The organism is Natronospira bacteriovora (assembly GCF_030848495.1).
In the GTDB taxonomy this organism is placed as follows: Bacteria; Pseudomonadota; Gammaproteobacteria; order Natronospirales; family Natronospiraceae; genus Natronospira; species Natronospira bacteriovora.
In genome coordinates this window covers 419,662-438,694 of the sequence record NZ_JAVDDT010000001.1, presented here as the reverse complement: position 1 = coordinate 438,694, position 19,033 = coordinate 419,662, and the positions used below count along the sequence as shown (strand labels likewise).

The window sequence follows — 19,033 nt, the reverse complement described above, 5'->3', positions numbered from 1 at the left end:
CCTCACCCGCCCGTGCTCGCCAGGTGCGGCGTATCGCCGAAATCGCCCTCATGCAGATGATGGGACACTTCCTTGCCCACCAGGGTCTGGCAGATGCTGCGCTTGAGAGCGGGCATGTCGGCGTCGTCCTGGAGCAGGGGGCGCAGGTCGTGGGTACCGTTGCCGAACAGGCACAGTCGCAGGCCGCCACGGGCGGTGACCCGGAGGCGGTTGCAGCCGTCACAGAAACCGGGAGCGTAGGGGGCAATCAGGCCGATGCGGCCGGCGTAGTCCGGGTGGGTGTATTCCACCGCCGGGCCATCGGTTTCGCCGCGCTTCTGCGGAACCCAGCCGGCGGCCTGAAGGCGGTCGGCCACGGTCTGGCCGCTGACATGGCGGCGGCGGAAATACTCGCCGTTGTCGGCGGTCTGCATCAGCTCGATGAAGCGCACCGCCACCGGGCGTTCACGCACGAACTCCATGAAGTCAGGCACTTCATGATCATTGAGCCCGCCCAGCAGCACGGTATTGATCTTCACACTGGGAATGCCGGCGGCAATGGCCGCGTCGATGCCGGCCATGACCTTGTCGAAACGCTTGTCGCCGGTGATGCGCTCGAAGCCTTCCGGGTTCAGGCTGTCCAGGCTGATATTGATGGCGGAAAGGCCCGCCTCGCGCAGGGCCTCGGCCTGACGGGCCAGATTGAAGGCATTGGTGGTCAGGGCCACCTTCTCGATGCCCGGGGTGGCGGCGGCCTCGGCAATGATGGCCAGGGCATCCTTGCGCACCAGCGGCTCGCCGCCGGTAATGCGGAGCTTGCGGATGCCCAGCTCGGCGAAGCTGCGCACCAGCCGGCCGATTTCGGCCTGGTGCAGGAAACCGGTGGGCCGGCCCTGATAGCCGTCCGGCAGGCAGTACTCGCAACGGAAGTTGCAGACATCGGTAATGGAAAGCCGCAGATAGGCGAAACGCCGGCCGAAACGGTCTTCCAGTTCGGAATCCGGAACCTGGCCGCGATCCACGGTGGGCGCCCGGCGGGGCATCGGCCACGGCAGGGGCTCGGCAGGTGTGTCAGCGTCGGCGGCCTGCGCGGGGGCGGGCCGTTGCGGGTTTGAAGCTTGCATTGTGCACTCCTTTCCAATGCCGGGAGGCAGTGGCGTTTCCGCGCGCTGCCCTGGCCGCTACCGGCGGGAAGATCCCCGCCGTTCGGCGGCATCCGTGCCATACCCGGGGGGCTGCAGGCATCGGATGCTCGGAGTCAGGCTGCGTTACCACAGCCTCGCAATCAGTGTGCCGCCGAATCGACGGGCGTACCTTGACGGAGGTCAAGCGGCCGGGGGATCGCGCCGTGGGGCGCGGTGACCCACTAGAAGCTGGTCATCAGGCGCTCGATGCGCTGATAGTCATGGCTGCTGGCATCTTCAAAGGGGGAGGGTGGCTGTTCCGCCAGCCAGCGCTCCAGTGCCTGCCAGTCGCTCTCCCACAGCAGGGAGTCCGCCCGGCGAAAGAGCTCGGATTCCTCCACATCCATGTGACCGTGATAGAGGAAGAGATAGCGGGCGAGCGCGCCCAGGAACTCGTCCCGGGAGACGTGGTTGTCGGCCCGGATGGCCTCAAGCAATTGGTGGAGAGTTCGGGTGGCCTCGTCCAGTTCCACATGCTCGGCATTCAGCTGTTCAATGGTTCCACGCAGGCCGGGGTCACGATCCAGCATGCGCTGGAACAGCCGGTCTTCCAGCGGATGATGGTGTTCGTCGGCGTGACGGGAACAGTAGTCCACGAAGGCGGCCATGGCGTCGGTGTCCAGCCCCTCGCCGTGATGGCAGCGATCCAGCTCCCATTCCATGCGGCGGATCAGTCGGGCGAAGCGGCGATGATCGTTCTTGAGTTTCTGTATGACGGTGTTCATGGCGGCCTGCTCCCGGCGCCGCTTCAGCGCGTTGTGGTGGGTTCGACGGCGTGGAGCAGTGGATCCAGTCGCTGGAAATCATTGCCGTCCCGTCTCGCAAAGGCAGTCACCGGGGCGCTGTCCAGCCAGGCATCCAGTTGCCGCACATCCTCTTCGGTCAGAAGCCGGTCAGCCCGCCTGAACAGGCGCTCTTCTTCCGTGCTGATGTGGTGATGGAACAGCCCGAGGTATTCGCCCAGCGCCTCGAGGAAGCGGTCGCGACGCACATAGTCCACCGAGTTCACCGCTTCCAGCATGTCCCGCAGCTCGCGGGTTGCCCAGCGCAGGTGCAGATGTTCCTGTTCCAGTTGGCGGATGATCGGCCCCAGGCCCGGATCTCTGGCCAGCAGGCGATCAAAGACGCGATCCTCCAGCGGGTGGTGGAAATCGTCCGCATGACCGGAGCAGTAATCCACGAACTCGCTCATGAGCATGAGATCAATGTCATCGCCCTGCAGGCAGCGCTCCATGGCGGATTCCATGTGCTCGATCAGGCGCGTGAACGCCCTGTGATCGGCTTGCAACTGTTCGATGGCACGGCTCATTCACATTACCCCCTCGGCTTTCGGCCGAACGGCCATTTCCCTGAGTTCAGCATGCGCCGGCCCCGTGCCCCATGATTTGATCTGGCTCAATCGAATGACATTTTTCGCCCCCCGGCCACTGACCGTTCGTCGTCGTGAAAATACCACTTGTCACCGCCCGCTCATGAACTAGATTTCATTGACCTGCACCCCGCAGGGAGTCGTGTGAAATTCCAGTGGAGGGATTCGACGATGCGCAAAAAACTGCTATTTCCCCTGATTGCCTTCTTCATTCTTCTGACCTTTGCCGGCTCGGCCATGGCCGAGCGCTACATCATCCTGTACAAACAGAACAACGTGCCCCAGAACCTGGTGTCCAGTATCGAGGCCGCCGGCGGTGAGCTGCTGACCAGCTTCGATCACCTGGGCATTGCCATAGCCCGATCCGACAACGCCAATTTCAGCGACCTCATGGCCGGTGACAATCGTGTGCGTTCGGTGGGCATTGAGCCGGCCATGGCATTGCCGGATGTCAGTCAGGTGGAATTCCCGAACAGTGGCCCGACCGCCGATGACTGGCTGTTCAACGATGGCCTGCTCTGGGGCATCGAACGGGTGCATGCCCCCGAAGCCTGGGCCGCCGGCGTGACCGGTTCGCACAACACCACGGTGGCGGTGATCGACACCGGTATCGCCTGGAATCATCCGGACCTGGCGCCCAATGTGACCCATGTGGCCTGCTACAGCTCGGCCGGCTATCACGAAGGGCTCTGGGTGGCGGGCGCACCCTGCAATCCCTATCCCAGCCAGTCAGACCACGGCACCCATGTGGCCGGTACGGTAGCGGCCGCCTTTGGTGGAGCGGGGGCGGTGGGTGTCGGCCCGAATCTGGCGCTCGCCAGTTACAACACCTTTGAAATAATCCCGGGTTGTGGCCTGTGCGCCTTCAGTTCATCCCGCTGGCTGGCCATGCTGGATGCGGCGGACCGTGGCTTCCAGGTCATCAACATGAGTCTTGGTGCTCTGGGGCGGTACGGCCAGGGGCAGGGCACCGACGGCCTGGCCACCTTCGTGGCGGCGGACAACCGCATCGCCAATGCGGTGGTCTCGGCGGGAACCTCCATCGTGGCGTCGGCCGGTAACGCGGGCCTGAACCTCAACGGCACGCTCATCAACCTGCCCGGTGGCCTGCCCGGCATCGTCAACGTCGGCGCCAGTGGCATCCAGCCCGCTCCGCGTTATCAGCCGGGCGTTTCCTTCGATGTGCGCGCCTTCTACAGCAATTATGGTGCGGCGATTGATGTGGCCGCACCGGGTGGTGACTGTGGCCAGATCGGTATCTGTGACCCGGCGACCCGTCCGGCCGACTGGTTCGAGTATCTGGTGCTCTCGACCATTGTTTTTCCCAACGAGGCCTGTGCCCAGACCGCCTCCTGCGGACTGGGTTTCGGCTGGAAGGCCGGCACCTCCATGGCTTCACCCCATGCCGCCGGTGTGGTCGGTCTCATTCGAGACGAGAATCCCGATCTGAGTGCCCGCCAGGCCGTCAATCGTCTGCAGCGGGACGCCGATCGCATTCACGGGAACCGTCAGGAGTTTGGCAGTGGCATCGTCGATGCCCGTGCCGCCATTCACTGAACACGGTGTTGCTTCGGGTGGCTCGTGTCTGACCCGCAAACAGAAAGGCCCGGCATTCGCCGGGCCTTTTCCGTGTCCTGCCTGCTCGCCGTCAGACCTCGATCTCGATCCTGAGCTCGCATTTCGCCTTGAGGGAATTGCTGATCAGGCAGTGCTGCTTGGCCTTTTCCAGCAGCACGGCAATGTCCTCTTCCTCGCCATCGTCCGCTCTCAGGCGGGCGCTGATGACAAAGCGGGTAAACTGAAGGCCGTCCTCTGTCTTGTCCAGGGTGCCCTCGGTGTCCACCCAGAGATCCGTCCACCCGAGATTGGACTTGCGGCTGACGGCCCGGAAGGTGAGCAGAAAGCAATTGCTGATGGATGCCACCAGCAGGGTTTCGGGCGACCAGAAGTCACCGCTGCCACCGAACTGGGCCGGGGAATCGGTTTCCAGATCCTTCAACCCGGGGCTCTTGGCGATGATGATACCGTTGGGCCCGCCGTTGGCGGAGGCTTTGTAGAGATGGGGCATGCCTTGCATGGTCTGTGCTCATTTCGCTATTGGCTCGGGTATACACTTTAAGGGGATGGCCGTCCGATGGAGTTGATCTGTATCAACTAAAACACAGGCCTCGGGAAATGATTCCGGGGCGAGGGAGAACATGGAATGAATGAGGGAAATGGCGCCCGAATCTGGGTGGATGCCGATGCCTGCCCGGTGGTGGTGCGGGAAATCCTCTTCAAGGCGGCCGATCGGCGGGGCGTACCACTCACCCTGGTGGCCAACCAGCCCATCCGCGTGCCCCCCTCGCGCTGGATTCGCCAGATGCAGGTGGGCAGCGGTTTTGACGTGGCCGACGATGAAATCGCCCGCCGTGCCGAGCCCGGTGATCTGGTCATCACCAGCGACATCCCCCTGGCGGCGGAGGTCATCGAAAAAGGTGCCCACGCCCTGAGCCCCCGTGGCGAGTGGTACTCGAAGGACAACATCCGCCAGCGCCTCAACATGCGGGATTTCATGGACAGCATGCGCGCCAGCGGCATTCACACTGGCGGCCCGCCCGCCCTGAGTCAGGCTGACCGCCAGGCCTTCGCCAATCACCTCGATCGTTATCTGACCCGGGCCGAAAAATCGGCCTGAGGCGGGTGGGGAACCTTCATTATCCCCGGCGGCTCGAAACCGCTGTTCCACCCTGCAATACACTCACAGCGGAGCCCGCCCAATGAACAGGAAAAACCAGCCATCGCTCCTTCTCGGCCTCGCGGCCCTGGCCCTGTCGGCCTGCTCCAGCAACCCGCCCATGCAGACCGTGGACTACGTGGATATCGAGCGCTTCATGGGCGACTGGTACGTCATCGCCCACATCCCCACGTTCATCGAGCGGGATGCCCACAACGCCCTGGAACAATATGAACTGAACGAAGACGGCACCATCGCCACCACCTTCACCATGCGGCGGGGCGGTTTCGATGAGCGTGTGCGCGAATACAACCCCACCGGTTTCGTGCGCAGCGAGAACAACGCCGAATGGGGCATGCGCTTCATCTGGCCCTTCAAGGGCGAGTTTCTCATCATCTATCTCGACGAGGATTACCAGCACACCATCATCGGCCGCACGAAACGCGACTACGTCTGGCTCATGGCCCGTGAGCCGGCGATGGACGAAGCCGATTACCAGCGCCTGGTGCAGTTCATTGCCGATCGGGGTTATGACATCGGGGAGCTGCGTCGCGTACCGCATCGCTGGGACTGAGCCCGGCATCAACCCCGTTCGCCGAGGGCATCCAGCCAGGCCTCGATGTGCTGGCGCATGGCCACCGGCTGCTCGGTGGGAATCCAGTGCAGGGCGTCGATTTCATCAATGGTCACCCGGGGTAACTGGCCGAGAAGCTGTCGTGTCATGGGCGGGTCGCCGAACAAGCCACCCGAAGAGAGCAGGGCCAGCGCCGGTGCCTGAATCTGTTCCAGCCCCTTCATGGGCTTGAGCACCTGATTGAGAGATTGCAGGTAGGCGGCACTCGGCATGTAGAACATGTCCTTGCCGGGTTTGGCATAGCGTCCGGTGATGGCCGAGGGGTCACCCGCTTCTTCCACCGCCCGGCGTGACTGAATGTCCAGCTCGGTGAGATCCAGTGACGGCAGCTGACGCCGGTACAGGCCCAGCTTGTTGAAGGGCAGGATCACTCCCGCCAGCAGGGGCAGCAGGTAACGCACCTTGCGCACACGCCCCAGCACGCCCCCCAGGGCCTGGGCAAACATGGGCTCGACCAGCACCAGGCCCTTGCAGCGATCCGGATAACGGCGGGCAAAATGCAGGGCCAGATTGGCCCCCAGGCAATGGCCGCCCACCACGGCTTGCTCCACCCCCTCGGCATCCAGCAGAGCGGCAATGTCATCGGCCCAGATATCCAGATTGATGCGCCCGCGCACCGCCGAGCCCCCGTGCCCGCGCAGATCCGGGCAGAAAATATTCCATTCCCGTTCGGTCACCGTCGCTTCGGCGAACTCGCTCCAGCGGGTGCCGTTGCTGGCCAGGCCATGGCACATCAGCAGGGTCTGCCGATCACCGGGCAGCTGCCATCGGCGATAGAACAGCCGCGTGCGTCCTCTGCTGAAGGTACATTCCTGCTTCATCGCCTGTACTCCGCGATTCCTGGCCGTCGCAACAGCATGCCAGATTTGACCCGGCCGGCGTGAATCCGACAGGCTATGTCTCGCTCGTCAAACATCATGGCCGAGGGGAAGCGGCCTTCAATCCAGGGGAAGGGAATGAATTCACGATGGATGGTTCTGGCAATCGCCGCCCTCGCCTTGAGCGCCGCGCTGTGGTGGGTGCTGCCTGACGAAGAAACCGCGATACCTGAAGTTAATGGCCTTGAACCCGCCTCGGATGGGCATCCATCCAGCGACGCCAGCGCGAAAGACGATGCCCCTGCCCGAACGGCAGACAGTCAGCCGGGGCCCAGTGACGACGACGAGCAAGACCCTGGCGCGACAGAAGGCAACGGCTTGATCCTGAACTCCGAGTCGCCGGACTGGGATGCCATCGCTGATGTGGATGAGACGCGCGAGGCACTTATTCGTGCCTTTGAAGCGGGTGACGTCCACGCGGCTTATCAGCTGTATGAGATCGCGCAGCTGTGCATACTGACCCTTGCCATTGAGGATATGGGGTCAGGCATTGATGAGGAAGTGGATCCGGATCGCCGGACGAACATGGCTGAACTGCATCAGCGCGCGGCGTCCATGGAGACACGCTGTCAGGCCAGTAGTCTGGCAGACCCGAGAAAGCTGATAACGGAAAACGACCGCTGGCTGGAAAAGGCCGCTGACGCCGGTCATGCCGAGGCCATGTATCGCACCCTGTTTGCCGGGGTACGCCGAATGCGTCCCGACAATGACGATGCCCGCGAAGAACAATTGGCACGTGAACAGGCAATCTACGAACGACTACGTGACAATTGTCATGCGCGCAGCCTGCATTCAACGGGCATGCATCTGGCCCGGGGCTCGGCGATTGTCGGCACGCTGGATCGCCAAACCGACTGGGGCCGCGATGACCACACCTCCCGCCACATGGATGCCTTCGCCCATCGCTACGCCGCGGCCCGCCTGAATGATGATGGTCGTCCCGCCGAACAGGCCCGCGACAGCCAGCATTTGCTCACCGCCGAGGAAGAACTCCAGGCCCGCGAGTGGGCCGATTCCCTGCTGGCGTCCTGTCCCTAGTCCTCGTCGTCATAACCCCACGGCCGTGGCGGCGTCTCGATGGTCTCCGAGAGATCGAATTCCACCCGGATGGAGTGGCCGTACTTCGGCCAGTGCACCCCGTACTGCAGGGTGTCCTCGTCCACGAAGTCGAAGAACCAGAAGTTGTCCGCCCGCTTGGGCAGGATCTCGGCGGTGTGCTCGTCCGCCGGGAAGATCTGACGCGTCGGCAGGCCAGGAGTAGGGGCATCACCGCCATACTGGCTGATGGCCTCCTCGGTCCCGTCCTCATAGCGGTGGTCGTGCTTGAGCCGGATGGTGCCGTCGACGATGGTCAGGATCCAGTTGCGGGAATGGTTATCGTCGATATGAAAAGGCGCGTGGATGCGGTCGTCTTCGCACTCCATCACCTGCATGCGCATCTCACGGCCCTCGACCCCGTCGGCGTAATAATGCGTCACATCCGAAATCTCCCCCGCAAACGCCTGGCCACACAGGGCCTGGAAACGCTCCCAGAAGGCCCGCTGTTCCTCGGGCAGGGTCTCTGGTCCGGCCAGGGCCGGGTTGGCCATCAGAAGGGCGGGGAGCAGGGTGGCCGTCAGGCGCTTGAGGGGCAGATTCATGCAGGGTCTCCGGCGTGGACGAAACCCCCATCCTAGGCCCTTGGCGGCGGGATTGCCACGCCGCCGCCCGCTTGACCGCCGCACGGTGCGGGTCTAGTTTAATGAGTACAGCGGGCCGCAATCGTGACGGCCCGTCTTGTCGGAGAAGGGCATGAAACCGACCGACACCTATCACCCTGACTATTTCCACAAGGTCGTGGATTGTCAGTGGGCCTGTCCCGCGCACACCGACGTCCCGGGCTACATCCGCCTCATTGCCCAGGGCCGCTACACCGACGCCTACATGCTCAACCGGGACTCCAACGTCTTCCCGGGCATCCTCGGTCGCGTCTGTGACCGCCCCTGCGAACCCGCCTGCCGGCGCGGGCGGGTGGACGATGAAAAGCCGGTGGCCATCTGCCGACTCAAGCGCGTTACCGACGACTACAAGGACGACATCAGCGACCGCCTGCCCAGGGCCCCCAAGAAAAAGAACGGCAAGAAGATTGCCTGCATCGGCGCCGGCTGTGCCTCGCTCACCGTGGCCAATGACCTGGCCCCGCTGGGCTATGAAGTCACCATCTTCGAAAAGCTCGACGTCACCGGCGGCCTGATGCGCTCCAACATCCCGCGCTTTCGCCTGCCGCCCAAAGTCCTGGACGAGGAAATCGACAACATCCTCGACATGGATGTGGACCTGCGCCTCAACAGCCCCATCGAATCCATGCAGGCCCTGCTGGAAGAAGGCTTCGACGCCGTCTTCGTCGGCGCCGGCGCCCCCCGCGGCAAGGACCTGAAACTCGATGGCCGGGACGAGGCCCAGAACACCGGCCGGGTGCACATCGGCATCAACTGGCTGGAATCGGTGGCCTTCGAGCACATCGAATCCATTGGCGAAAAGGTGCTCATCATCGGTGCCGGCAACACCGCCATGGACTGCTGCCGCACCTCCCTGCGCCTGGGCGCCAATGACGTCCGCGTCATGGCGCGAAAACCCGCCGACCAGCTCAAGGCCTCGGAATGGGAACTGGAAGACGCCCTGGAAGAGGGCGTGGAACTGATGACCTGCCATTCCCCCAAGGCCTTCGTGGTGGAAGGCGGCAAGCTCAAGGGCATGCATTTCGAAGTGCTGGAATACTTTGAAAAAGATGGCCGCCAGAAGAGCAAGGTCGTCGATGAAATCTTTCTGCCCTGCGACGATGTCATCCTCGCCATCGGCCAGGAAAACGCCTTCCCCTGGATCGAGCGCGACATCGGTATCGAATTCGATGACTGGGAAGTGCCGGTGGTGGACAAGATCACCTACCAGTCCACCCGTCCCGGGGTCTTCTTCGGTGGCGATGCCGCCTTCGGCCCGGAGAACATCATCTGGGCCGTGCGCCACGGCCATGAAGCCGCCATCTCCATCCACAAATACGTCAACGGCGAAGACATCACCCAGCGCCTGCCCAATGCCGTGGATGTGCACACCGTCAAGATGGGCCAGCACGAATGGGCCTACTCCAACCAGTATGCCCCGGAAGAGCGCCGCCTGGTTCCCCATGTGGACATGAAAAAGCGCTTCAAGAATGTGAACATCGAAGTGGAACTGGGTTTTGGCCAGGAAGAGTGGGCGGTGGAAGTGGAGCGCTGTCTCAACTGCGACATCCAGACCATCTTCTTCAACGACAAATGCATCGAGTGCGACGCCTGCATCGACATCTGCCCGACGCAATGCCTCACCATGCTGCACATTGAAGACGAGGAGAGCGAGGAATCCGTCCGCGCCCGCCTCAAGGTCCCGGCCAGAAACCCCGACCAGGCCATCTACGTCTCCGCCAAGCTACCCCAGACCAAACGCCACATGGTCAAGGACGAAGACCAATGCGTGCACTGCGGCCTCTGCGCCGAACGCTGCCCCACCGCCGCCTGGGACATGAAACACGGCGAAGTCTTCATCCCCAAAGTCGGCGACGAGGTGGCCGCCCGCACACCCGAAAAGAAACGAGCCTGATGAAAAGCAACAACCACAAAGGCCTCCCAAGCCCAGCCACCAGGTCCTCCCCCTTGCGAGCCCCGCTCGGAAGGGGGAGCCAGAGGGGGATCAAACACCCCAGCGGACCAGAATCCCCTTTGAGGAAGAGTAATGCCCCAGGTCAATGACTTCACCCTAAAGATCGCCACGGTCAACGGCACCGGCTCCGCCAGCGCCAATGGCCTCTTGATGAAATCGATCTTCCGCATGGGTGTCCCGGTGATGGGCAAGAACTACTTCCCCTCCAACATCCAGGGCCTGCCCACCTGGTACGAAATCCGCGTCACCGACCCCGGCCATCTCACCCGCGCCGGCCAGGTCCACTTCATGGTCGCCATGAATGCCGAAACCTTCGCCAAGGACCAGGCCGAGATCGCCCCCGGCGGCTACCTCTTCTACGACAGCACCTGGCCGCGTACCCGCGAGATCACCCGCGACGACATCACCGTCATCGGCGTGCCCCTGGCGGAGATGATCAACCACCACTTCGTCGAACCCCGCACCCGCATCCTGATGAAGAACGTCGCCTATGTGGGCGCCCTGGCGGCACTGCTGGATCTGGACCTGGACATCATCGAGCAACTGCTCAAGGAAACCTTCGGCGAGAAGAAGGCCAAGCTGGTCGAGCCCAACATGGAAGCCGTCCACATCGGCTACGACTACGCCAAGAAGCACTACGACTGCCCGCTGCCCCTGCATGTCAAAAAGGCCGACATGACAAAAGGCCATGTCATCGTCGACGGCAACACCACAGCTGCGCTGGGCGCCATGCTCGCCGGCGCCAATGTGGCCGCCTGGTATCCCATCACCCCGTCCACCAGCGTCATGGACGCCTTCACCAGCTTCTGCGCCAAGCACCGCCACGACGACCAGGGCCAACCCCAGTACAAGATCATCCAGGCCGAGGACGAGCTGGCCGCCTGCGGCATGGTGCTCGGCGCCGGCTGGATGGGCGCCCGCGCCTTCACCGCCACCTCCGGCCCCGGCATCAGCCTGATGAACGAGTTCATCAGCTTCGGCTATTACACCGAGATCCCGGCCGTGATCTTCGACATCCAGCGCGTGGGCCCCTCCACCGGCATGCCCACCCGCACCCAGCAGTCCGACATCAACGAATGCGCCTACGCCGGCCACGGCGACACCCGCCACATCTGCCTCTACCCGGCCGACCCCCGCGAGGCCTTTGACTTCGCCATCAGAAGCTTCGACCTGGCCGAGCATTTCCAGACCCCGGTCTTCGTGGTCTCGGATCTCGACATCGGCATGAACGAATGGATGGTCCCCGAACTGAAGTGGAACGAGAGCTACCGCCCGGATCGCGGCAAGGTCCTCTCCGCCGGCGATCTAGACAAACTGGAAGGCCGTTTCGGCCGCTACCAGGACCCGGACCGTGACGGCATTCCCTGGCGCACCCTGCCCGGCGTGCACCCCAAGGGCGCCTATTTCACCCGCGGCTCCGGCCACTCCGAGCACGGTACCTACACCGAAGACGCGGCCGAGTACCAGCGCGTCCTCGACCGCCTGCGCCGCAAGTTCGACACCGCCAGGAAATTCGTCCCGGCCCCCTACATCGACTACGCCCGCAGCAAACCCGTCAAGGCCGGCATCATCAGCCTCGGCTCCTGCGACCTGGCCGTGAAGGAAGCAAGACACAATCTCAAGGGTAAGGGCACCGAATTCGACTACTGCCGCATCCGCGCCTTCCCCTTCACCGACGACATCCGCCAGTTCATCGACGAACACGAAACCGTCTTCGTCATCGAACAAAACCGCGACGCCCAATTAAAAGCCATGCTGCAAGCCGAACTGGACGCCGACGCCCGCAAACTCGTCCCCATCCTCCACTACAACGGCCTCCCCATCGCCTCCATGCACATCGAAGCCGCCATCGAGGACCACTTCCGAGAGGCCGAGGCATCATGAAAACCATTGCTATCTCGCGCAGAGACGCCAGGAAATTCAAAGGCTGTTTCTCGCGCAGAGACGCAGAGTCGCAGAGAAAGAAAAAATTCCATTCTGGAACTGGTTTTAGTGGTGGGAGAGGCTTCAGCCTTGACAATCTGCCAGCTGCCCCGGCAATCGCACTTGACCCGCAGCCACCCCAATCTTCCACCCAAACAAAACCCACAAGCCCTTCTTCAGGTTTTCTCAGCGTCTCAGCGTCTCTGCGCGAGAAAAATCTTTTGAATGTAGAGGTCTGACCCATGAGCTTCATGACCAAGCCAAAGGTCCACCACCCGAACCTCCCCAAAAACAAACTGGGCCTCACCACCCGCGACTACGAGGGCGGCATGTCCACCCTCTGCGCCGGCTGCGGCCACGACTCCATCACCGCCGGCCTGATCGAAGCCGTCTGGGCCTTGGACATCGAACCCCACAAGGTCGCCAAGATGAGCGGCATCGGCTGCTCCTCCAAAACCCCGGCCTACTTCCTGCGCGAAGCCCACGGCATCAACGCCGTCCACGGCCGCATGCCCTCCATCGCCACCGGCGCCCAGGCCGCCAACCCGGAACTCCACTTCATCGGCGTCTCCGGCGACGGCGACTCCCTCAACATCGGCTTCGGCCAGTTCGCCCACGCCATCCGCCGCGATGTAAACATGCTCTACATCATCGAAAACAACGGCGTCTACGGCCTCACCAAAGGCCAGTTCTCCGCCAGCGCCGATGTCGGCAGCAAGGCCAAGTACGGCCAGGTCAACGAAAACCCACCCATCGACCCCGTACTCACCGCCATCACCCTCGGCTGCGGCTTCGTCGCAAGAGGCTTCTCCGGCGACAAGGATCAGCTCATTCCGCTGATTCAGGCGGGCCTCAAGCACAACGGCTTCGCCCTCATCGATGTCATCAGCCCCTGTGTGGCCTTCAATGACCACGAGGGGAGCACCAAGAGTTATGCCCATACTCGTGAATACTTCCATCCCGCCATTCACACCGACTTCATCCCGCCCCGGGAAGAAATCAAGGTGGAGTATGAGAAGGGCAAGGCCATGCCCATTGAGTTGCATGACGGGTCGACCATCGTGCTGAGGAAGATTGATGTGGATCATGAGCCGACGAATCGGGCGGCGGCTATTGGGTATTTGGAGCGGCATCGGGAGGCTCAGGAGATTGTTACTGGGTTGCTTTATGTTAATGAGGATCATGGGGGTGGGGTAGGGGATGTTATGCCGCCTAAGAGTCTGACGGGTGGGGCTGCGATTAGGGATCCAAAGAAGATTTTGGAAACCTTTCAGTCGACAAGTCGCTGAGAATGCGCATCCTGCAAGCTGGCTCGAAACGCCAACGCGGGATTGGACATAAGCACAGAGTAGGCTAAGCTGAAATCCATAGCCAGGGACGAGGCCGCCATGAACCAGCCCCCAATCCAATCACCTAGCTATCTCGCCACACGGTTGGCGTGCCGGGACATTATCGAAATCGCAAAAAAAAGCGCCGTGCAATATAACACCGTCCGGCGAATCCGCAGATTTTCCCAACTTTATGTTTCTACGAGAAAAATAAGCAAATCCGCGCTCCCATGCCCACCGGCTTATACTGCAGTCCCGATAATATGGGATACACCGCGAGCCGTATAATCAACTGTTAGGACTGGTATGAGTTTTCGACGATATCTTGAAAATAAATACACGACTGCTTCTGTAATGCAGGAGGCGATTTACCGTGACCAAGAGATGGTCGTGATGCTCACGAGTGGACCGCAGGACGCAGACCTTGTTCGCACATGGATGAGAGACTACGGGCTTTTCCAAGGCATCACGACGCAGAACAGAAATGCAGTCGTGAAACAGTTCCTGCACTTTGCGCGGCAGCATGAGCGAACCGGTCGCCAACCGTCTGCCGCTGATATTGAGGCGCTATTCACAGAGCTTCTTACTGCTCTTCATCGGCAAGTACCACGAAGTTGGGTGTCGGCGAGTTCAAAACTCCTTTGGTGTCTCTATCCACAGACGGCTGTTATCTATGACGCTTTCGTACATCGTGCACTGGTGGTTATGCAATGTTTAGATAATGATCTTGCGGACTTTCCGAGAATCGGAGCAGCACCGCGGATAGGCAGTGAGGCAGATATCGCGCTAGCAGTTCGGCATTACATGAACTATTACGCCATGGTCCACCAACTGTTGTCCGTCCATCGCGAACTCCTGAACAATCTTCGAAACAAATACGGCGTGACCTACCCGTACGACATCAGGATCATAGATAAGGTGCTGTGGATGATTGGAAATCCCAGGCAGGCGTATTGATTAAATACCTAACAATCGCAGGCACAGGGACAAAATTTTCGCTGCGCTTCAATTTTGCCCGTGCTGCGGGCGTTACAGGGCTAGATCATGACCACGGAGCTTCAAAAAACACTAGCCTTAGACCAAGAGCTTTTTAATGCGGTGAGGCTTATCAAAGCAGGTCTTGGGCAGCTTCAGACGCTCAATGCGGGCAATGACTTCTATCACCTACCGCTATTAACTTTGGCAAGTGGGTTCGAGCGGTTCATGAAGGTTACGTTATGCTTCCGTTGGCTTGAGGTGCATGGCAGTTTTCCGACCAGCAAAGCTTTACCATCCGGGCGAAACGGACATGACCTCAAATGCCTGCTCGAAAGAGTTCGTGCTGAATGCTTTTTAGATGATTACGTAGACAATATCCCTGTAGCAAAGGCAGACGTCGAATACCTAAATTCAAAGGAGCTTCTGTCATTTATTTCTGTGCTTAGCGACTTTGGGCAAGCGGCGCGGTACTACAATTTGGATGTGGTCGTTGGCCGGAATGTGCAAACGGATGATCCGGACGCTGCGTGGCAACGGCTTGAGACTGAGATACTTTTGGCTCGCAAAGACCTAATGGATGAAATTACAAATAACCCTGCAAGCAATCGAGTCCATATAGAAATTAATAATGAAGTTGTTTCTCGACTTGAAAGGTTTGCGAGAGCGCTCGCCAGGCTTTATACAATAGGAAAGATTGGAGTAGAGGTAAGGAGATACCTAGGCTATATTGGCTATTTTCTTCATCTTTCAGATTCTGACCTTGGAACAAAGAAATATGAGCTATCGGGCAGCGCCCTGTAACAATCGCAGGCACAGCGACGGCTTTTTCGTTCCGGCTGCGCCTCCACTACAAAGCCGTGCGTGCTGCGGGCGTTATGGGCACTAGAATCAGATAGGGAGTAACCGTTGGAAGAACTACAATTTAAAATTGATGGCCCTATTCTGAAGGGGGGAGTTCCGCTTCCCGTAGCGATATCTGCTTTGAGTAGCTTTCAAAGCATTGTCGACAAAACCTATCTTGTTACCGCCGAAAAAAGCCGTATAACCGCATCCGAAAGAGAAAAATTTTACATAAAGGCGACTGAGTTCAAGCACGGTTCTTTGCTAACGTATTTTGAGATTGCTTTGCAAGGCGTCCAGCTAGGGCTACCGCTCGTGTCAAGCCTTGGTCCGCAAAACATATGGGATTTAACCAAAGACACTTTCTCTATGTTGAAACTTGTTTGTGGTGCGGTACGTAGCGGAAATCAGCCTACCTATGAGTTCAACAACAATGGCGATGTCGATCTTAGAATTGGCGATGAACATCATCACTATCATGGCCCCGTATTCCAAATCGCTCAACTCGCACTTCCAAATTACCAAGATTTGGCACACTTGCTGGGTAATAGAAAATTAACAGAAGTGTCTGCTGGTAAACGGTTCAGCTCAAAACATGATATTTACCTTGGTGAGGCCGATCGGGACGCTTTTGACATTCCGACAAAAATACAGAAAGAAACGACGGAGCTTAAGTGTGAAGTATTTGATTTTAACAAATACAAGAATGCTGGGAAGCTGTCCGTCTCTGATGCTGGGCAGGCGATACCACTTGGTGAGTATAGTTTCACCATTTTCGGAAACCAGGATAACGTAGAATACATTTATACGTTGCTCAAGCCGCAAGTGACGTTGTACTGCCTCGTAGAAGAAGCAGTGAGCCCGTTCGGAGGGGTAGTTGTCCATAAATTGCACATTACCGGCGTCGGATCATAACAATTTGCTGCACGTAAATTACTCGCTACGCTCCTGATTTAGCGGTGAGGAATGCGTTAAGTTACATGGGAGAGGGTATGAATGTGAATTTGGCGAGGCCACAAGAGTTGTTTTCGCTCGCCGCGGGAGATGTGGTCCCTAAGCGCAATCTCTTCGACCTGATTCAGTACTCCAAGGTCGTTGACTCTCAGTACTGGGGAGGTGAAGAGGTTCAAATAAGGAATACGCCGCAGCAGGGGGTTAATTGGATTGGCGAGCCACCCGCATGTCATGGAGTAATCATCAAGACGCGGCCAGGTGCTTATGAAGAGGATGGGTGGGCAGGCAAAAACAAGACAGCTTTTCACTACTCGTTCAAGGCCCGCAGCGGCAAAGTGTCGCATTCGGAAAAGGCGAACGCGGCACTAATTAATCAACCTCAGTATAAGTATCCTGTTATGCTATTCACAGAGAGTGGTGACTCTTGGGTTTATGAAGGCACTTTTTCAGTCTCTGAAATTGAGAGAGGGTACGTTGTACTGCAGCGCGGATCTGGTTTCGCGCCAGAACAAGCTCCACCGCAGGAAGAAGTGCTTTATCAAGAGGGTGGAAGAAGGTACGTTACTCACCTGATGGCTGAGCGCAACCAAGAGGTCGTAAAGGCTCTTAAAGCTAGATCCGCCTCGGTTTGCGATATTTGTCATATGAATTTTTTCGAGCAGTATGGCGTCGAGTACATAGAGGCGCACCATAAGGTGCCTATATCTACCTACTCTTCTTCTTACGTTGTAGGGCGGGATGATTTTGCGTTGCTTTGTCCAAACTGCCATAGAGCGGTACATATTTACATGAAGAAAGAGGGGCTGGAATATCCGGAAATAAAACAGAAGCTTCAGGTTAAAGAAGCCTAAAAAGCGAAGGCACTGGGACAAAATTGCTGCTGCGCTACAGTTTGTCCGTGCTGCGGGTGTGCTCCTGGGTCTAGTGGATACCTTGTCCGGACTTTTTTGCCTCACCCGGTATTACAAAAAAATTCCCGGCGATACCGTCGGAAGTGCAATCAAGTAATGGATTTGTAGACTATATTTGCGATCTTTTTTGCCAAAAGCGGGGGGACAGCATTTCCGGTTTGTATGTATTGCTCAGTTCTATTGCCTTCAAAGAAGTAATCATCAGGAAATGTTTGAATTCGTGCGGCCTCGCGGACAGTTAAACTTCGGCATTGTGTAGGGTCGGGGTGGATATAGTAATGACCGTCCTTTGAGATGTGGCTGGTTACGGTATTTCCTGGCTGGCCAGTAACCTGAACTCGAAACCGGTCTGCGAAGTAGCCTGAGGTCCAATTCTTGTGGTCAGGTGCAAGGGATTTCGGGAATTCGGATGAGCGCGGTGATCGGCCATGGTCCTCGGCAAAGGTAGACGCGAATAGATAGCGAGCAAGGTCCATGGGCATGTGTCCACGCGACTGATGATTGGCGGTTCCCTCGAGTGCGAAGGACTGGAGTTGCCTCAGGAGTCGCTTTTCGCCAGGCGTTCGGCCGAGCGGAATCCGATATTGGCGTATGAATCGCCCGCCTCGATCCCAGTTGTGAGCTAGGTGGCATGCTCTGGAAAGTGCGGATCGCATTCGGCGGGCGTCGGTCACTGAAAGGCCGGATCGGGAGGCCTGTCGGATGGCATCTTGTATTGCGTCAAGCCACTTTTGACTGCCGTTGTCGCCTTTGCTCAAGCCGCTCCGGACGTCGGGAAGGGAGCGTATAGCCCATTCAACTGGGACCGGTTGAGATGCTCTTCTCAGTATGCGTGGTTTCGGAGTCTGGACGCCGTCGTCACGGATGCCGATCAGAATGACCCGATGACGAGCCTGCGGTATGCCATAGTCTTCAGTACGAACGATGAAATTGTTTGCATCAATCCCATCCGGGTCGTCGCCCGGAAAATAGGCCTCATCCGTCACAAGTGAATGGATTCGATACCGGACTGGATTTCTGGCGCCTTGTTGGCCGTTGGGTTCGCTCAGATCCTTCAGTATTTGGGGGAAAATCAGTTCGTTACCGACCCGGGAGGAGAGGATTCCCTTGACATTCTCCATGACGAAGGCGGCGGGTCGGAATTCGGCCAGTATTTTCAGATACTGGCGGTAGAGGAAATGGCGCTTGTCCTTTTCCGGTCGATACCCTTTGTTTCCCCTGTTCCTGGATCGTCCGACCAGGCTGTATGCCTGGCAGGGAGGGCCGCCTATCAGGACCCACTGGTCGTCACGGCCCAGCTTGCTCTCAAGCATTTCGCGCAGCCGTTTAGTGCCGGCCGATGTCCCCAGTTCCAGCGGCCTGGTTTCTTGGTCGGCCTCCTCCCAGAGATGCTCTGTATGCATGTCGTACGGGGGGCATGCCGGGTCGCGCAGGTATTCGTAGTAGGATTCCGGAATGTCGCCGGCTTCCCGGCAGAGGCGATAGAAGGTGCGAAGGCGCAAGGTCCGGACTGCTGCGGGGTCCTTTTCGGCTGAGCATGCGATCTGGAATGGGCGCTCCCCGCCGGTGCCGGGAGGGGAGAAGCTTGCAAAACCCTCTCCAAGTCCCCCGGGACCTGCGAATATATCTACAACCTTGATTTTATTCATTATTACGTGTGCTCTCCC

18 protein-coding genes and 1 riboswitch are annotated in these 19,033 nt (G+C 59.2%); of the genes, 11 read left to right on the top strand and 7 right to left on the bottom strand.

Annotated elements, in window-relative coordinates:
• Nucleotides 1–2: 2 nt before the first annotated feature.
• The 3 genes from moaA to RBH19_RS02110 form a co-directional block, all read right to left on the bottom strand.
• Nucleotides 3–1,022 carry a GTP 3',8-cyclase MoaA gene (gene moaA / locus RBH19_RS02120; RefSeq protein ID WP_306727295.1) on the bottom strand — a complete coding sequence of 340 codons (1,020 nt, stop codon included), beginning with the start codon at nt 1,020–1,022 and terminating at the stop codon, nt 3–5.
• A gap of 71 nt (nt 1,023–1,093) precedes the next feature.
• A riboswitch (molybdenum cofactor riboswitch) is annotated at nt 1,094–1,248 on the bottom strand.
• 97 nt (nt 1,249–1,345) lie between these two features.
• Entirely contained in the window at nt 1,346–1,888 is a 543-nt protein-coding gene (locus RBH19_RS02115) for a hemerythrin domain-containing protein (protein WP_306727150.1), read from the bottom strand.
• Between the two features lie 23 nt (nt 1,889–1,911).
• Nucleotides 1,912–2,472 (bottom strand): hemerythrin domain-containing protein, encoded by a 561-nt coding sequence (locus RBH19_RS02110; protein WP_306727149.1) that lies wholly within the window; start codon nt 2,470–2,472, stop codon nt 1,912–1,914.
• Nucleotides 2,473–2,703: 231 nt separating this feature from the next.
• On the opposite strand from RBH19_RS02110, the gene RBH19_RS02105 reads away from it, so the two are divergent.
• Nucleotides 2,704–4,089, top strand: coding sequence for a S8 family peptidase (locus RBH19_RS02105; protein WP_306727148.1), 1,386 nt, complete (start codon nt 2,704–2,706; stop codon nt 4,087–4,089).
• A 91-nt stretch (nt 4,090–4,180) separates the two neighbouring features.
• Here RBH19_RS02105 and RBH19_RS02100 read toward each other — a convergent pair whose 3' ends face one another.
• Complete coding sequence (locus RBH19_RS02100; protein ID WP_306727147.1) at nt 4,181–4,609, bottom strand: OsmC family protein; 429 nt, start codon at nt 4,607–4,609, stop codon at nt 4,181–4,183.
• A 126-nt stretch (nt 4,610–4,735) separates the two neighbouring features.
• Between RBH19_RS02100 and RBH19_RS02095 the strand changes: the two genes are divergently transcribed.
• Nucleotides 4,736–5,209 (top strand): YaiI/YqxD family protein, encoded by a 474-nt coding sequence (locus RBH19_RS02095; RefSeq protein WP_306727146.1) that lies wholly within the window; start codon nt 4,736–4,738, stop codon nt 5,207–5,209.
• An 82-nt stretch (nt 5,210–5,291) separates the two neighbouring features.
• Nucleotides 5,292–5,822: a lipocalin family protein gene (locus RBH19_RS02090; RefSeq protein WP_306727145.1), complete on the top strand. Its 531-nt coding sequence runs from the start codon at nt 5,292–5,294 to the stop codon at nt 5,820–5,822.
• Between the two features lie 8 nt (nt 5,823–5,830).
• Here the strand turns inward: RBH19_RS02090 and RBH19_RS02085 are convergent, their stop codons facing one another.
• Nucleotides 5,831–6,703: an alpha/beta fold hydrolase gene (locus tag RBH19_RS02085; protein ID WP_306727144.1), complete on the bottom strand. Its 873-nt coding sequence runs from the start codon at nt 6,701–6,703 to the stop codon at nt 5,831–5,833.
• Nucleotides 6,704–6,838: 135 nt separating this feature from the next.
• On the opposite strand from RBH19_RS02085, the gene RBH19_RS02080 reads away from it, so the two are divergent.
• Nucleotides 6,839–7,798 (top strand): hypothetical protein, encoded by a 960-nt coding sequence (locus RBH19_RS02080; protein WP_306727143.1) that lies wholly within the window; start codon nt 6,839–6,841, stop codon nt 7,796–7,798.
• On the opposite strand, the gene RBH19_RS02075 is transcribed toward RBH19_RS02080, so the two are convergent.
• The gene (locus RBH19_RS02075; RefSeq protein ID WP_306727142.1) at nt 7,795–8,400 is read right to left on the bottom strand and encodes a hypothetical protein; all 606 of its coding nucleotides are present in this window, start codon (nt 8,398–8,400) and stop codon (nt 7,795–7,797) included. The genes RBH19_RS02080 and RBH19_RS02075 overlap by 4 nt on opposite strands.
• Before the next feature lie 151 nt (nt 8,401–8,551).
• Between RBH19_RS02075 and RBH19_RS02070 the strand changes: the two genes are divergently transcribed.
• The 7 genes from RBH19_RS02070 to RBH19_RS02040 all read left to right on the top strand — a co-directional run bounded on the left by RBH19_RS02070 (nt 8,552) and on the right by RBH19_RS02040 (nt 17,306).
• Nucleotides 8,552–10,372: an FAD-dependent oxidoreductase gene (locus RBH19_RS02070; RefSeq protein ID WP_306727141.1), complete on the top strand. Its 1,821-nt coding sequence runs from the start codon at nt 8,552–8,554 to the stop codon at nt 10,370–10,372.
• 132 nt (nt 10,373–10,504) lie between these two features.
• The gene (locus tag RBH19_RS02065) at nt 10,505–12,316 is read left to right on the top strand and encodes a 2-oxoacid:acceptor oxidoreductase subunit alpha (protein ID WP_306727140.1); all 1,812 of its coding nucleotides are present in this window, start codon (nt 10,505–10,507) and stop codon (nt 12,314–12,316) included.
• A gap of 281 nt (nt 12,317–12,597) precedes the next feature.
• The gene (locus RBH19_RS02060; RefSeq protein WP_306727139.1) at nt 12,598–13,644 is read left to right on the top strand and encodes a 2-oxoacid:ferredoxin oxidoreductase subunit beta; all 1,047 of its coding nucleotides are present in this window, start codon (nt 12,598–12,600) and stop codon (nt 13,642–13,644) included.
• A gap of 345 nt (nt 13,645–13,989) precedes the next feature.
• A complete protein-coding gene (locus RBH19_RS02055; protein WP_306727138.1) occupies nt 13,990–14,640 on the top strand; it encodes a hypothetical protein in 651 nt (216 codons plus the stop codon).
• A gap of 87 nt (nt 14,641–14,727) precedes the next feature.
• Nucleotides 14,728–15,462, top strand: coding sequence for a hypothetical protein (locus RBH19_RS02050; RefSeq protein WP_306727137.1), 735 nt, complete (start codon nt 14,728–14,730; stop codon nt 15,460–15,462).
• Nucleotides 15,463–15,567: 105 nt separating this feature from the next.
• Entirely contained in the window at nt 15,568–16,416 is an 849-nt protein-coding gene (locus tag RBH19_RS02045; protein ID WP_306727136.1) for a hypothetical protein, read from the top strand.
• A gap of 77 nt (nt 16,417–16,493) precedes the next feature.
• A complete protein-coding gene (locus RBH19_RS02040; protein WP_306727135.1) occupies nt 16,494–17,306 on the top strand; it encodes an HNH endonuclease in 813 nt (270 codons plus the stop codon).
• 149 nt (nt 17,307–17,455) lie between these two features.
• On the opposite strand, the gene RBH19_RS02035 is transcribed toward RBH19_RS02040, so the two are convergent.
• Nucleotides 17,456–19,015 carry a DNA cytosine methyltransferase gene (locus RBH19_RS02035; protein ID WP_306727134.1) on the bottom strand — a complete coding sequence of 520 codons (1,560 nt, stop codon included), beginning with the start codon at nt 19,013–19,015 and terminating at the stop codon, nt 17,456–17,458.
• Nucleotides 19,016–19,033: the final 18 nt, after the last annotated feature.

Bases quoted from the DNA above. Each gene is read 5' to 3' on its own strand.
- RBH19_RS02110 (WP_306727149.1), bottom strand. From the start codon at position 2,472: ATGAGCCGTGCCATCGAACAGTTGCAAGCCGATCACAGGGCGTTCACG.
- RBH19_RS02055 (WP_306727138.1), top strand. From the start codon at position 13,990: ATGAGTTTTCGACGATATCTTGAAAATAAATACACGACTGCTTCTGTA.
- RBH19_RS02050 (WP_306727137.1), top strand. From the start codon at position 14,728: ATGACCACGGAGCTTCAAAAAACACTAGCCTTAGACCAAGAGCTTTTT.
- RBH19_RS02105 (WP_306727148.1), top strand. From the start codon at position 2,704: ATGCGCAAAAAACTGCTATTTCCCCTGATTGCCTTCTTCATTCTTCTG.
- RBH19_RS02040 (WP_306727135.1), top strand. From the start codon at position 16,494: ATGAATGTGAATTTGGCGAGGCCACAAGAGTTGTTTTCGCTCGCCGCG.
- RBH19_RS02080 (WP_306727143.1), top strand. From the start codon at position 6,839: ATGAATTCACGATGGATGGTTCTGGCAATCGCCGCCCTCGCCTTGAGC.
- RBH19_RS02070 (WP_306727141.1), top strand. From the start codon at position 8,552: ATGAAACCGACCGACACCTATCACCCTGACTATTTCCACAAGGTCGTG.
- RBH19_RS02075 (WP_306727142.1), bottom strand. From the start codon at position 8,400: ATGAATCTGCCCCTCAAGCGCCTGACGGCCACCCTGCTCCCCGCCCTT.
- RBH19_RS02060 (WP_306727139.1), top strand. From the start codon at position 12,598: ATGAGCTTCATGACCAAGCCAAAGGTCCACCACCCGAACCTCCCCAAA.
- RBH19_RS02100 (WP_306727147.1), bottom strand. From the start codon at position 4,609: ATGCAAGGCATGCCCCATCTCTACAAAGCCTCCGCCAACGGCGGGCCC.
- RBH19_RS02035 (WP_306727134.1), bottom strand. From the start codon at position 19,015: ATGAATAAAATCAAGGTTGTAGATATATTCGCAGGTCCCGGGGGACTT.
- RBH19_RS02085 (WP_306727144.1), bottom strand. From the start codon at position 6,703: ATGAAGCAGGAATGTACCTTCAGCAGAGGACGCACGCGGCTGTTCTAT.
- RBH19_RS02090 (WP_306727145.1), top strand. From the start codon at position 5,292: ATGAACAGGAAAAACCAGCCATCGCTCCTTCTCGGCCTCGCGGCCCTG.
- moaA (WP_306727295.1), bottom strand. From the start codon at position 1,022: ATGCCCCGCCGGGCGCCCACCGTGGATCGCGGCCAGGTTCCGGATTCC.
- RBH19_RS02065 (WP_306727140.1), top strand. From the start codon at position 10,505: ATGCCCCAGGTCAATGACTTCACCCTAAAGATCGCCACGGTCAACGGC.
- RBH19_RS02115 (WP_306727150.1), bottom strand. From the start codon at position 1,888: ATGAACACCGTCATACAGAAACTCAAGAACGATCATCGCCGCTTCGCC.
- RBH19_RS02095 (WP_306727146.1), top strand. From the start codon at position 4,736: ATGAATGAGGGAAATGGCGCCCGAATCTGGGTGGATGCCGATGCCTGC.